General features: G+C 74.0%; 8 protein-coding genes. 4 read left to right on the plus strand and 4 right to left on the minus strand.

The annotated features are described in order from the left end of the window. Nucleotides 1–107 precede the first annotated feature (107 nt). From ACGF3J_RS34570 to ACGF3J_RS34585, 4 genes are all read left to right on the plus strand, one after another. Nucleotides 108–806, plus strand: a complete 699-nt coding sequence (locus tag ACGF3J_RS34570; protein ID WP_161327042.1) for a GntR family transcriptional regulator — start codon at nt 108–110, stop codon at nt 804–806. 134 nt (nt 807–940) lie between these two features. After that, complete coding sequence (locus ACGF3J_RS34575) at nt 941–2467, plus strand: hypothetical protein (protein WP_234958217.1); 1527 nt, start codon at nt 941–943, stop codon at nt 2465–2467. A 103-nt stretch (nt 2468–2570) separates the two neighbouring features. Continuing rightward, entirely contained in the window at nt 2571–3452 is an 882-nt protein-coding gene (locus ACGF3J_RS34580) for a hypothetical protein (RefSeq protein WP_125490471.1), read from the plus strand. A 66-nt stretch (nt 3453–3518) separates the two neighbouring features. Further along, the gene (locus ACGF3J_RS34585) at nt 3519–8183 is read left to right on the plus strand and encodes a hypothetical protein (RefSeq protein ID WP_393855560.1); all 4665 of its coding nucleotides are present in this window, start codon (nt 3519–3521) and stop codon (nt 8181–8183) included. On the opposite strand, the gene ACGF3J_RS34590 is transcribed toward ACGF3J_RS34585, so the two are convergent. The 4 genes from ACGF3J_RS34590 to ACGF3J_RS34605 are packed head-to-tail and all read right to left on the minus strand — an operon-like array spanning nt 8172 to nt 14013. After that, nucleotides 8172–9293, minus strand: coding sequence for an aromatic ring-hydroxylating dioxygenase subunit alpha (locus ACGF3J_RS34590; RefSeq protein WP_161332734.1), 1122 nt, complete (start codon nt 9291–9293; stop codon nt 8172–8174). The two genes, ACGF3J_RS34585 and ACGF3J_RS34590, sit on opposite strands and share 12 nt — an antisense overlap. Then, complete coding sequence (solA, locus tag ACGF3J_RS34595; protein WP_161332733.1) at nt 9290–10459, minus strand: N-methyl-L-tryptophan oxidase; 1170 nt, start codon at nt 10457–10459, stop codon at nt 9290–9292. The genes ACGF3J_RS34590 and solA overlap by 4 nt, the downstream gene beginning before the upstream one ends. Before the next feature lie 18 nt (nt 10460–10477). Next, nucleotides 10478–12931: an FAD-dependent oxidoreductase gene (locus ACGF3J_RS34600; RefSeq protein WP_161332732.1), complete on the minus strand. Its 2454-nt coding sequence runs from the start codon at nt 12929–12931 to the stop codon at nt 10478–10480. Then, nucleotides 12928–14013: an S-(hydroxymethyl)mycothiol dehydrogenase gene (locus ACGF3J_RS34605; RefSeq protein ID WP_393855561.1), complete on the minus strand. Its 1086-nt coding sequence runs from the start codon at nt 14011–14013 to the stop codon at nt 12928–12930. Before ACGF3J_RS34605 ends, ACGF3J_RS34600 begins: the two co-directional genes overlap by 4 nt. Between the last annotated feature and the right edge of the window lie 183 nt (nt 14014–14196).

Raw genomic sequence — 14196 nt, forward strand, 5'->3', positions numbered from 1 at the left:
GGGGGAGGACGGAGGGTGCGTGCACTTCCTGGCACCGTAGGGGATCGTTCAACGATCCCTCAATACCCCTGTTGTTTCGTTCTGGTATCTGCGATTGAATTCCGGGCATGGCAGAGCAGTTGACGGGACTGGCCGACGACCGCGCCCTCCTGGGCCGCACCAGCACCGCCGAGCGGGTCTCGGACATCCTCAGGAGCCGGATCGCCGAGGGCTACTTCCCGCCCGGGACCCGGCTGTCGGAGGACAGCATCGGCGGCGCCCTCGGCGTCTCCCGCAACACCCTGCGCGAGTCGTTCCGGCTGCTCACGCACGAGCGCCTGCTCGTCCACGAGCTGAACCGGGGCGTCTTCGTCCGGGTCCTGACCGTCGAGGACGTCGAGGACATCTACCGCACCCGCTCCCTCGTCGAGTGCGCGGTCGTACGCGGCCTCGGCGAGCCCCCGTACGCCCTCGAAGGGCTCGCCGAGGCCGTCGAGGACGGGCGCCGTTCGGCCCGCGAAGGTGACTGGAAAGCCGTCGGTACGGCCAACATCCACTTCCACCGGGAACTGGTCGCCCTCGCCGGCAGCGAACGCACCGACGAACTGATGCGCAGCGTCTTCGCCGAACTCCGCCTCGCCTTCCACGTCGTGGACGACCCCCGGCGCCTGCACGAGCCGTACATCGCACGGAACGCGGAGCTCCTGACGGCCCTGGAGAACGGCGAGCGGGAGACGGCGGAGCGGCTGCTCGCGGTCTACCTCGACAACTCCCTCAAGCGCGTCGTGGAGGTCTACCTGCGGAGGGTCGGGGACGACACCCCCTAGGTCCGGTGCCCGCCGCCCCGACCCGGCGGCACCGGCCACGCCCCCGGGTGGTCCCCGCGGCCGGCGGCCCGCCGTGCCGGGGCGCATCTGCGTCGTTTGGGTCGATGTCAGACCGAGGACCTAGTCTGTGCACCGTGACTTCGCCTGCACCGACGGACAGCGTTCCGCCCCAGCTCAGCGCGGGGCCGCGCCCTGCCCCGGGCCCGGCCGCCGACGAGGGACTGGCGCGGCGGCTGCGCGCGCTCGCCTGCACGGCGCCGCTGCACGACCTGGACGCCCGCAAGGCCAACCTCGCGGGCGAGTACTCGGTGTACGGCATGGCCGAGGTCGCCCTCGCCGCCATCGACCTCGTCACGCTGAACATGGACTTCGACACCGGCGCCGACCACGACCAGATAGTGGCCAGGTTGATCCCGCGCGTCGCCGCCCAGGCCCCGCGCCGCCCCGCCGCCGAGCACGAGCGGGTGGCCCGCTGGGTCCTGGAGAACCTGATCAACGTCGGCAGCGTCGACCGCGGCTTCCGCGCGGTCTACGGCACCTTCGGACCGGACGGTACCTACGTCCGCCGGGACTACGACTTCAAGCTCCTGGAAGAGGTCCCCGGCCCCGGCGGCACCGTCTACCTGCGCACCACGGACGAGGCGGTCAACGTCCTGGTCGGCGCCCTGGACACCGACGTCACCAGCGCCCAGATCGCCGCCGAGGTCAAGCTCGAGGTGCTGATCAGCCGGGGCCGCCTCGCCGACGCCCAGCTCGCCGCCGAGCAGGCCCGGTACCGGACCGTGCAGTACTCCGAGACCCTGCGCCGCGCCCTGGACGCCACCCGGCGCAACGTCCGGGCGGTGGACTGGCTGAGCGCCGTCCCCGACATGATCGCCGAGGCCCTGGACCACGTCGCCGACCGGTACCGCCACGAGAACGCGATCCTCACCAACATCCGCAAGGCCCGCGACGAGTCCGAGGACCAGGAGCACAAGCGCCGCGCGGCCGAGCTGGTCGACATCGTCAAGGACTGCATCCGCCGCCACACGCAGCTCCAGTCCCGCCTCCTGGAGGCCGGCCCGCTCTTCCGCGCCGAACAGGACCGGCAGGCCTTCGCCACGCCCCTGACCACCTCCGGCCTCGATCTCTACGGCCATCTGGTCGCCCCCGTCCTGCCGTTGCCCCTGGAGCGGGCGCTGCGCGTCACCGACGCCTTCTTCGCCCGCGGCACCGGACTGCGCACGCCCGTCTCCGTCCGGGTCGGCGACCTCGTCGACATACTCCTGACCCCGCCGGTGGAGCGGGAGCACCTGGGCGCCGAGATGCCCGAACCCGACCTGATCGCCACCCCGGACGACAGCCGTTTCAGCGAGGAGCAGCTCGCGGCCGCCATGGAGCTGCTCGACCTCCCGCACGACGCCCCGCGCCGGCTGTCGGGACTGCTGGCGGACGCCCGCGCCCAGGACCCCGAACTGCCCTACCTCGTCGCCCTGCTGGCCGTGCACGCGGCCAGCCCGCCGGTCGGCACCGCGTACCGGCAGGGCGAGCCGAAGCTGCTGTTCGCCGTGGACGACGGCACCGAGCTCGACGACCACGAGTTCGGCGGCGCCGACCTCATCGTCGGCACCGCGCTGCTGGACGCGGCGGGCATGGCCGCCGCCCGCACGGAGGCGGCATGACCGTCTCCCCCCGCCACACCCGCCACCGCCATACGCCCCGACGATCCGAACAACACGAGTGCCGGCACGGCAACGAGCGCCGGCACAGCAAGGAGAACCGACCGTGACCGAGCACGTCGACCGGAGCGAACCGGAGGCGGGTGCCGCGCCGGCCACCGCGGCCGTCACGCCCGCCGACGCCGCCGACGCGGCGCGGCTCGTCTCCTTCGGCCTCCAGCCCAAGCTGCTGCCCGCCCGCGACCAGGAGTACGCCGACCTGCTGCGCCGGTACCGCGAGGACCCGCCCTTCGCGCGTCTCGCCGACGCCGTCGCGGCAGGCCTCGGACTGATCGTGCTGGAAGTCTCCCCGCGCGCGGGGATGGCCGTCACCGCCGCCGAGGACTCGGTGTTCGCCGTCCGCATGGGCGACTACGCGCGCCGCGCCGCCACCGACTCCGGCGACCGCTTCCTGCACGGCCTCGCCCACCTCGCGCTCGCCGCCATGGCCTACCCGCGCCCCGAGGACCTCGCCGACGACGGCTACATCGGCCGCGTCACGGTCAACGGCGTGGACGCCTTCGTCCGCCAGGCCTGCCGCCGGCTGGAGGAGCGCGCCGACGAGCAGGGCGAGAACACCGACCCGGCCACCGACGCCCCCGGCCTGGAGGCCGCCTGGCGGATCTGGGCCAGACGCAGTTCCACCGGCGCCACCAAGGACGCCCGTAGGCTCCCCGGCTCCACCACCGGCATCGTCGGCAAGGCCGCCGCGTTCCTCACCGAGTCCGGCTTCCTCCAGCGCACCGGCGACGACAGCGGCGGCACCTACCGCACGACCGCGCGGTACCAGCTCCAGGTGCGCGACATGGCGGGCAGCGCCGCCATGGCCGAGCTGCTGGACCTGGGCGTCGTCCCGGTCACCGACGGCACGGCGACGCTGCTGCCCGCCGAGGAGACGGAAGACCTGGAGCTGGTGGCCGACGCCGGGCTGCCGTTCCACTCGCCCTGACCCCGCGCCCACCGCAGCCCCACCTCCCCGCCTCCCCGACTTCCCGAAGACTTACGAGAGTCCGCCATGTACGAGCTGTCCCGGGTCCGCCTCTACTCCATCGGACCCGCCGGTGCGCGCTACGCCGACACCGTGCTTGACCTGCGCGGTGTGGGCGAGCCCGTGCCCGACCCCGCGCCCACGCAGGCGGAGTTCTTCGAGGAGGAGCCGGTCGGCCCCCCGCGCCGCCCCGCCCCAGCGGGGGTGCTGTTCCTGGAGAACGGCGGCGGCAAGTCCGTCCTGCTCAAGCTGATCTTCTCGGTGATGCTGCCGGGCCACCGCAACACCCTGGGCGGCGCCAGCTCGGGCGTCCTGCGCAAGTTCCTGCTCGCCGACGACTGCGGACACGTCGCGCTGGAGTGGCAGCACGTGCAGAGCGGCGAGTGCGTCGTCGTCGGCAAGGCCAGCGAGTGGCGCGGCCGCCAGGTCTCCAACGACCCCCGCAAGTTCGCCGAGGCCTGGTACTCCTTCCGGCCCGGGCCCGGACTGACCCTGGACAACCTGCCCGTCGCCGAGGCCACCGCCGTACGCCCGCCCGTGGAGGGCGTCTCCGGCGCCCAGGGCAGGCGGCGCACCATGAAGGGCTTCCGCGACGCCCTCACCGAGGCCGCCAAGGCCTACCCGCACCTGGAGGTGCACTGGGAGGAGATCCACGACCGCTGGATCGAGCACCTCGGCGACCTCGGCCTCGACCCCGAACTCTTCCGCTACCAGCGCGAGATGAACGCCGACGAGGGCGAGGCCGCCGGCCTCTTCGCCGTCAAGAAGGACGCCGACTTCACCGACCTGCTGCTGCGCGCGGTCACCGACACCCGTGACACCGACGGACTCGCCGACCTGGTGAGCGGCTTCGGCAACAAGCTGGGCCGACGGGCCGAGCTGATCGCCGAACGCGACTTCACCGCCGGGTCCGTCGACCTCCTCGGCCGGATCGTCGAGGCCGCCGAGGTCCGCACCCGCGCGCGCGACATCCACACCGCGGCCGAACGCCGGACCAGGACCCTCGCCCGGCGGCTCACCGCGCGCGCCGCCCAGGAGCGGGTCAGGGCCTCGGACCTCGCCCAGCGGGTCACCGCCGCCGCCCGCGCCGTCACCCACGCCGAGTCGGCCCGCGACCGCAGCGCCCTCATCGCCGCCGAACTCGCCTACCGGCACGCCTCGCTCGCCCTGACCGGTGCCGAGAAGTCCGCCGCCGCCCAGAAGCGCGAACTCGCCGACGCGCGCACCCTGCACTCCGCCTGGCAGGCCGCCGAGGCCGTACTGCGCCACCGCGCCGCCGCCGACCGCGTCGCCCGCGTGTCCGCCGCCATCCAGGAGGCCGAGCGGGACGCGGCCCCCGCGCTCGCCGCCCGCGCCAGGGCCGCCGTCGACCTCGTCCGCGCCCTGCACGCGGCGGCCGGCCGGGCCGAGGGCCACGCCAACGAGGAGGAAGAGCGGTCCGCCGCCCTCCAGGAGGTCAGCGACGCGGCGCACCGCGACTCCACCACCGCCGCCACCGAGGCGCAGCGCGCCCGCAGCGAGGTCGGGCACCTGCGCCAGCGCCTCACCGAGGTCGAGCAGGAGACCACCGAAGCGGTCCGGGCCGGCTGGCTCGACGACAGCGCGCCCGACGCCGACCCCGCCCGCGCGGCCCTCGCCGCCAGCGACGCCGAGAAGAGCACCGTCGCGGCCTGGGACACAGCCCGTGAGTCGGCACGCCGGGCCACGGAGCACGCGCGCGAGACGGCGTCCACCGAGAGCCGCGCCGAACTGACGGCCGCCCGCGCGGCCGACGCCGCCACCGCGGCCGAACGCGCCCACGAGGCCGAGCGCCGCACAGCCGAGGCGCTGGCCGCCGAGGAACGCCTCGCGGAACTGCTCGGCCTCACCGCCGGCACCCGCCCCGGCATCCCGCAGCCCCGCCACGACGCCGACCACGAGCCCGCGCCCGCGCGGGCCGACGGCGCCCTGACGCCCCAGGAACTCGACCGTTTCGCCGACGAACTGCGCGAACTGCTCGACGACACCGTCTCCTCCGCCGAACGCCAGTTGTTCGACCTGCGCACCGCCGCCGCCGACGACTCCCGCATCCTCGGCGCGCTCGGCGACGGCGGACTGCTGCCGCCCGGCCCCGACGTGCTGGCCACCGTGGAATTCCTGGGCGAGCACGGCATCCCCGCCCTGCCCGGCTGGCGCTACCTCGCGCAGGCCGTCGACCCCGCCGACCACGCGCGCGTGCTGGCCGCCCGGCCCGAACTGGTCGACGGCGTCATCATCACCGACCCCGACTCGCACACCCGCGCGCGCGACGTCCTCGGCGACGCGGCCCTGCTCCCGCGCTCGGCCGTCGCCGTCGGCACCGCCGCCGCCCTGCTCGCCCCCACCCCGGCCCCCGACTCCGACGCCGGGGACGTCTTCCTCGTACCGCCGAACCCCGCGATGCACGACGAGCACGCGGCCGACGAGGAGCGGCACGCGCTGCGCGCGCGGGCGACCCGGCGGGACGAGGAGATCCGCACCCTCGCCGCCCGGCTCGGCAAGGACCGCGAGCTGGCCGCCCGGCTCGCCTCCTGGCGCACCGGCTGCCCCGCCGGACGCCTCACCGAACTCGCCCGCGCCGCCGAGGAGGCGCGCTCCTTCGCCGCCGAGGCCGAGGCCGAACTGACCGAGGCGCGCACCGCGCGGACCGAGGCGGACGAGGCCGCCGCCGAGGCCGTGCACCTGCGGGACGAACGGCAGGAGGCCGCGCAGAAGGCCCGCCGCGCTGCCGACGCCCTCGCCGGGCTCGCCTTCCGGCTGCGCGAACGGGCGGGCTGGCAGGTCCGCCTGCGGGAACTGGCCGACGAGGGCGCCGAGGCAGAGGCCCGCGCCCAGGCCTGCCTGGACCGGGCCCGCGCGGCCGACGAGGACCGCCGCGCCGCCCAGCGCGCCGCCGACGACGCCCGCCGCACCGCCCGCGCGCTGCGCGCCGAGCGCTCCGAGATCGCCGGCGCCCCCGACGACGTACCCGAGGACGGACCGGACACGCCGGGCAACGGCACGGACGCGCCGAAGGCGTCCCTGCCGGACCTGCGCGAGGCCTACCGCGCCGCGTCCCAGGTGTACGAGAAGGTCGGCGTCGGCGCCGACCTGCGCGCCGAACAGGCCCGCGCCGAGAGCGACGAGAGCGCCGCGCGCGGGGACCTGGACCGGCTCAGCAACAAGGTACGCACCCGCGCCGGACAGCTCCTGGAGTCGCCCGACGGCTCCGACGGACCGTCCCGGCAGGCCGCCGCCGCTCGCGCCGAGGAGCTGGTGCAGCTCCTGGAGACCCGCATGTCGAGCGCCAGCGAACAGCTCGGCCGCCTGCGCGGCGAGGCCGAACGGCACGCGCCCGAGGAGGGCGACGCCCACACCGAGCTGCCCGGGGAACTCCTCCCGCGCGACGCCGACCACGCCCAGACCCTGCTGCGCACGGCCACCGCCGAACTCGCCTCCCACACCGAGGCGCTCACCCAGGCCCGAGACGCCCACGCCGGCCTGCTCGACACGCACCGCGCCGCCGAGGACGCCGCCGGCGGCTTCGACGAGACCGCCGCCATGCTCCGCGACCTGCTGCGCGAGCACGCGGCCGACGAGGAGCAGGAAGAGCCCGAGCCGTATCCGGGCGGTCTGGAGGAGGCCCGCCAGTCGGCCGGTGAGGCCCGCCGTTCGCTGCGCGGCTGCGCCGCCGACCTGTCCGCCGCCGAGGCCGGGGTCCGCGAGGCGAGCGACGTCCTGGTCCGGCACGCCAACTCCACCCGCTACGAGCAGGTCCGCACCCCCGCGCGGCAGCAGATCCGCGAGCTGCCCGCCGCCACGCTGCCGGAGCACGCGGCCAAGTGGGCGGACGCCTTCGCGCCCCGGCTCCGCGTCCTCACCGACGAACTGGCGCAGTTGGAGCGCAACCGCGACTCGATCGTGGACCGGCTGCGCGGCCTCGTCGAGTCGGCCCTCGCCACCCTCCGCTCCGCCCAGCGCCTCTCCCGGCTGCCGGAAGGGCTGGGGGAGTGGTCGGGTCAGGAGTTCCTGCGCATCCGCTTCGAGGAGCCCGACCAGGCCACCCTCACCGAGCGGCTCGGCGAGGTGGTCGACGACGCCACCCGCGCCGCCGTGAAGAAGAACTCCGACCTGCGCCGCGACGGCATGTCCCTGCTGCTGCGGGGCGTCGCCGCCGCCCTGGCACCCAAGGGCGTCGCCGTCGAGATCCTCAAGCCCGACGCCGTGCTGCGCGCCGAGCGCGTCCCCGTCGGCCAGATGGGCGACGTCTTCTCCGGCGGTCAGCTGCTCACCGCGGCCATCGCCCTGTACTGCACGATGGCCGCGCTGCGCAGCAACGACCGGGGCCGCGACCGGCACCGCCACGCCGGCACCCTGTTCCTCGACAACCCCATCGGGCGCGCCAACGCCACCTACCTGCTGGAGCTCCAGCGGGCCGTGTCCGACGCCCTCGGCGTCCAGCTGCTGTACACCACCGGCCTGTTCGACACGACCGCGCTCGCCGAGTTCCCGCTGGTCATCCGGCTGCGCAACGACGCCGACCTCAGGGCCGGCCTGAAGTACATCAGCGTCGAGGAGCACCTGCGGCCCGGCCTGCCCCAGCCGGCCCCGGCCGCCGAGGGGGAGGGCGAGCCGGTGCACAGCGAGATCACGGCCACCCGGATGTTCAAACGCCCCGCCCAGTCACCCTCCTAGCCGCTCCAGCAGCCAGTCGTGGAAGAGCCCGATGTGGTGCTCGGTCGGCACCAGCACGCCGCCCCCGCGGTAGGCGCGGGACGACATCGCGGGCTGGGTCCGCTCGCACGCCTCGAAGTCCTGCGTGTTGACCCGGTGGAACAGTTCCACCGACCGTGACAGGTCCGCCCCCGACGCCACCACCTCGGGGGCGTACAGCCAGTCGCACTCGACGACCGTGCGGTCCTCGGCGAGCGGGAACATGCGGTGCAGGATCACGTGGTCCGGTACGAGGTTGACGAAGACCGTCGGCCTGACGGTGACGGCGTAGTAGCGGCGGTCCTGGCTCTCCGCCACCTCGGGCAGCCGGTCGAAGCCCTCGCCGCCGTCGACCGTGAAGCCCTTGACCTCCTCGCCGAACTCGGCGCCGTGGCCCACGTAGTACTGGGCCGCGTAGCCGTCGGCGAACTCGGGCAGCACGTCGGTGAGTTCGGGGTGGATGGTGGCGCAGTGGTAGCACTCCATGAAGTTCTCGACGATCAGCTTCCAGTTGGCCCGCACGTCGTACCGGACGCGTCGGCCGAGGGCCAGCCGCTCCGTCCCGTAGCGCTCGATCGCCGCCGGGTCGCCGAGCCGTTCGACGACGGCGCCGCGCACCGTCTCCTCGAAGGAGGGCGGCTCGTCGGCCAGGCACACCCAGGCGTAGCCGAGCCATTCGCGCAGGGCGACCTCGGCCAGCCCGTACGCGGCACGGTCGACGTCCGGCATCTTCGTCAGGCCGGGCGCGGCGATCAGCCGTCCGTCGAGGTCGTACGTCCAGGCGTGGTACGGGCACTGGAGGTTGCGGCGAACCTCGCCCGACTCCTCCAGGCACAGCCGGGCGCCCCGGTGGCGGCAGATGTTGAGGAAGGCGCGCAGCGCGCCCGTACGGGTGCGGGTGACGACGACGCTCTCGGACCCGATCTGCACGGTGCGGAAGGCGCCGGGCCGTTCCAGGTCGGCGCCGCGGACGGCGCAGAACCACAGCGACTCGAAGACCTCCCGCTGTTCCTGACGGAAGATCTCCGGGTCGGTGTAGTAGCGGCCCGGCAGGGTCGCGACGAGGCTGGGGGACAGGGGGGTCGTCGTCACGTGCTGGCTCCTCGGGCGGGCGCGGCGGTGAGGCGAGCGGGGTCGAAGAGACCGATCGGGTGCGCGGTGTCACCGGTCAGGGCCAGGTCGGCGAGGATCTCGCCGACGACGGGCACGAACTTGAAGCCGTGCCCGGAGAATCCGCAGGCCACGGTGACCGAATCGCGGTGCGCGGGATGGCGGGCGATGACGAAGTGCTCGTCCGCTGTGGTGGTGTACATGCAGGTGGCGGCCTTGAGGAAGGTGCCGGGCAGATCGGGGATACGGCCGGACATGTGGTCCGCCATGGCCTGGACCTCGTGGTCGTGCACGGTCCGGTCGATGGCCTCCGGGGTGGTGACCTGCCCCTTGCGGAAGAAGGCGACCTTGGCGCCGTGGTCCGGACCGTCGATGGCGGGGAAGCCGTACACCTGGACGCCGGCCGCGTCCTCCCAGACGTAGATCGGCTGGTTGGCCGGGAGGAAGCGGCCGATGCCGTTCCGGGGCTGGAACCAGTACATGACCTGCCGCTCCACCGTGAACGGCACCCCGAGGTCGGCGAGCAGCCGCGGCGCCCAGGCACCCGGGCAGATCACCAACCGGCCGGCGGTGTAGGTGTTCTCGCCGGTGTGCACGCGGACGCCGTCCCGGAACGGCTCCCAACGCGTCACCGGTTCCTCGAAGTGCAGGTCGGCGCCCTGACGGGTGGCGAGCTGGAGATGGGCGGCGACCGTGTTCTCGGGGCGCAGCAGGCCGGCCTTGGCCTCGTACAGGGCGACCTCGTCGTCCCGCGGGGCGAGCGTCGGAAACCGGCGGCGGATCTCGCGCGCGTCCAGCATCTCGTGCGGTAGGTCCCACTCGCGGGCCGACCGCAGGGAGCCGGACACGGTCCAGGAGTCGGGCCGGCCCACCATCACGCCCCCGCACAGCAGGGCGATGTCCCGGCCGGTGGCCCGCTCCAGGTCGGCGTACAGCTCGTAGGCGCGCAGCAGCAGGGGGACGTACGCCGGGTCCTCGAAGTACGACTGCCGGGTGACCCGGGAACCGCCGTGGCTGGAGCCCCGGTTGTGCACGGGGCCGAACCGCTCCAGGCCCAGCACGCGGGCGCCCCGCGCGGACAGGTGGTGGGCGGCGGCGCTGCCCATGCCGCCGAGGCCGATGACGATCACGTCGTAGGTGGGGGACAAGTAGGGCCTCCTGGCGTCCTAGCGGCGGATACGGGTCATCCTCGGGTCGAACAGCGGCTCCTCGGCGACCGTGGCGGGTACCTTCTCGCCGAAGTACTCCACGTGCACACCGGTGCCGGCGGCCAGTCCGGCGGGGAGCCAGGCGTACGCGACACAGCGGCCGAGTGTGTAGCCGTACGACGCGCTGGTCACGTACCCGGCGGGCGCGCCGTCCACGTGGACCGGCTCCTGGCCGAGGACCACCGCCGCCGGGTCGTCGAGGAGCAGCGGCGTCAGGCGTCGGCCGGGCTCGCCCGCGCGGGCCAGCGCGGTCCTGCCGACGAAGTCCGCCTTGTCCATGCGGACCGCGAAGCCGACACCGGCCTCGAACGGGTTGTCCTCGGCGGTCATGTCCGTGCCCCAGGCTCGGTATCCCTTCTCCAGGCGCAGGGAGTTGAAGGCCGAGCGTCCGGCGGCGATCACGCCGAGGTCCCGGCCGGCCTCCCACAGCGTGTCCCAGAGCCGAAGACCCAGGTCGGCGGTGGTGTACAGCTCCCAGCCCAGTTCACCGACGTAGCTCAGGCGCATCGCGGTCACCGGGACGTGGCCGAGGTACGTCTCCCGGGCGCGGAAGTAGCCGAACGCCTCGTGCGAGAAGTCGTCCGGCGTCAGCGGCTGGACGAGGTCGCGGGCGAGCGGGCCCCAGACGCCGACGCAGCAGGTGCCGGAGGTGATGTCCCTGATGTGCAGGTCGTCGGGCGCGTGGCGCAGCAGGTGGTCGAGGTCGGCGGGGGAGTTGGCGCCGACCTGGAAGCGGTCGGGGGCGAGGCGGGCGACGGTGAGGTCGGAGCGGATGCCTCCGGTCTCGTCGAGGAGGAGGGTGTAGGTGACCGCGCCGGGCTTCTTGCGCAGGTTGTTGCTGGTCATGCGGTCGAGGAAGGCGAGGGCGCCCGGCCCGGTGACCTCCAGGCGGCGCAGCGGCGTCATGTCGTACAGGGCGACCCGCTCGCGGGTGACCCGCGCCTCCGCCGCCGCGATCGGGGACCAGTGCCGGGCCGACCAGGCGTCGCGCTCGGGAAGGCGCGCGTCCGGGGCGAGCCCGGCGTTGGCCTCGTACCAGTGCGGGCGTTCCCAGCCGCCGCCCTCCAGGAAGTACGCGCCGAGCTCCCGCTGCCGCGCGTGGAACGGGCTGACCCTGAGCGGACGCGGCCGCTCCATCGGCTGGAGCGGGTGGATCACGTCGTACACCTCGGTGAACTGCTGCGCGCCGCGTTCGCGGACGTACGCCGGTGACCGCTGCGCCTCCTCGAAGCGCGTGAGGTCGCACTCGTGGACGTCGAGCGACGGCCGCCCGTTCACCATCCACTCGGCGACCGCCTTGGCGACACCGGCCGAGTGGGTGACCCACACCGCCTCCGCGAGCCAGAAGCCCCGCAGGTCACGGGATTCGCCGAGGACCGGCATGCCGTCCGGGGTGAAGGAGAAGACGCCGTTGAAGCCCGTCTCGACGTCCGAGTCGCGCAGAGCGGGCATCAGCCGGCGGCAGTCCTCCCAGCTCGGCGCCCAGTCCTCCGGGGTGAAGGGGTACGACGACGGCATGTCCATGTGCCGGGCACGTGACTCGTCGTAGCCGGGCACGGCGAACGGGTCGACGGGCAGCGGCCGGTGGGCGTAGGAGCCGACGCCGAGGCGGTCGCCGTGCTCACGGAAGTACAGGTCGCGGTCCTGGAAGCGGAGGATCGGCTTCGACGCCTCCTCGGTGGCGCCGCTCAGCTCGGGCAGTGGGCCCGTCCTCGCGTACTGGTGGGCCAGCGGTTGCAGGGGCACGTCGACCCCGGCCATGCGGCCGACGACCGGTCCCCAGAATCCGGCGGCCGAGACGACGTGGTCGGCGGGGAAGGTGCCGCGGTCGGTGACGACGCCCGTGACCCGGCCGTCCTGCCGCTCGATTCCGGTGACCGTGTGCCGGTCCAGGAAACGGGCCCCCCGCGCGGTGGCGCGGTCCAGCTGGGCGCGGCATGCGGGCACGGCGCGGGCCAGCCCGTCCCCCGGGGTGTGGAATCCGCCGAGGACCACCGACTCGTCGACAAGCGGCCAGAGTTCCTTGCAGCGGGCGGCGTCGACGATCTCGCCGGTCACGCCCCAGGAGGCGGCGTATCCGGCCCTGCGGTGCAGGTCGGCGAGGCGTTCCGGTGTGGTCGCCAGCTCCAGGCCGCCGACCCGTTGGAAGCACGGGGCGCCGTCCCACGTGAGGGACGTGAACTTCTCGACGGTGTACCGCGCGAACGCCGTCAGGGTGCGCGAAGGACTGGTCCGGAAGACGAGGCCGGGCGCGTGCGAGGTGGAGCCGCCGGGGGCGGGCAGCGGGCCCTGTTCGAGGACGGTGACGTCCGTCCAGCCGCGCGCGGTCAGTTCGTCCGCGAGGGAGCAGCCGACGACGCCCGCGCCGATGACCACCACGCGTGGCGGGGGCCGCAGGCCGCGGGTGCTCACAGGACCACCACCGAGCGCAGCACCTCGCCGCGCCGCATCCGGCCGAACGCCTCCTCCACCCGGTCCAGCGTCGTCGTCTCCGACACGAAGGCGCCCAGGTCGAGCAGCCCGTACAGGTACTGGTCGATCAGGAACGGGAAGTCGCGGCTCGGCAGACAGTCGCCGTACCAGGACGACTTGATCGCACCGCCGCGCGAGAACACGTCGATGAGCGGCAGTTCGACCGTCGTCTCCGGTGTGGGCACGCCGACCTGGACCAGCACTCCTGCGTGGTCGCGCATGTAGAACGCCTGGCGGAACGTCTCCGGGTGGCCCACGGCGTCGATCGCGATGTCCACGCCGTGGCCGTCGGTGAGGGCGCGGACCGCCTCCACCGGGTCCGTGCCGCGCGAGTCGACGGTGTGCGTCGCGCCGAACCGTTCCGCCCGGTCCAGTTTCCGGCCGTCCACGTCGACCGCGATGATCTTCATCGCGCCGTTCAGGGCGGCACCGGCGATCGCCGCGTCGCCCACGCCGCCGCAGCCGATCACCGCGACCGAGTCGCCGCGGCCGACGCCGCCGGTGTTGACGGCGGCGCCGTAACCGGCCATCACCCCGCAGCCGACGAGACCGGCCGCCTCGGGCCGGGCGGCCGGGTCGACCTTCACGGCCTGGCCCGCTGCGACCAGCGTCTTCTCGGCGAAGGCGCCGATGCCGAGGGCGGGGGTCAGCGGGGTGCCGTCCACCAGGGTCATCGGACGGGCGGCGTTGCGGGAATCGAAGCAGTACCAGGGACGGCCGCGGCGGCAGGACCGGCAGCCACCGCAGGGCGCCCGCCACGCCAGCACCACGTAGTCGCCCGGCGCGAGGTCGGTGACGCCCTCGCCGACCGCCTCGACGGTGCCGGCCGCCTCATGGCCCAGCAGGAACGGGAAGTCGTCGGCGATCGCGCCCTCGCGGTAGTGCAGATCCGTGTGACAGACCCCGCAGGCCTGCACCGCGACCAGAACCTCGCCGGGCCCGGGATCCGGGACGACGATCGTCTGCACCTCGACGGGTGCGCCCCTCTTCACAGCGACTACGGCACGGACCTCGTGTGACACGAGAAGCTCCTCTGCTGTTGCGCATTGCACGATGGGTTGCGCGATGAGAAACATAGTGGGAACGCCGTCGAGGGGCCGTCAAGAGGTACGGGTTAACCCTTGGCAAAACGAGCGGGCGGCGGGCGCGGGGTGCGAAACACACCGGACACGGGACGGCGCGGGACCCGTGCCCCGCAAGGGAGT

The sequence above is a fragment of the Streptomyces sp. NPDC048171 genome, assembly GCF_043202655.1.
Classification (GTDB): Bacteria; Actinomycetota; Actinomycetes; order Streptomycetales; family Streptomycetaceae; genus Streptomyces.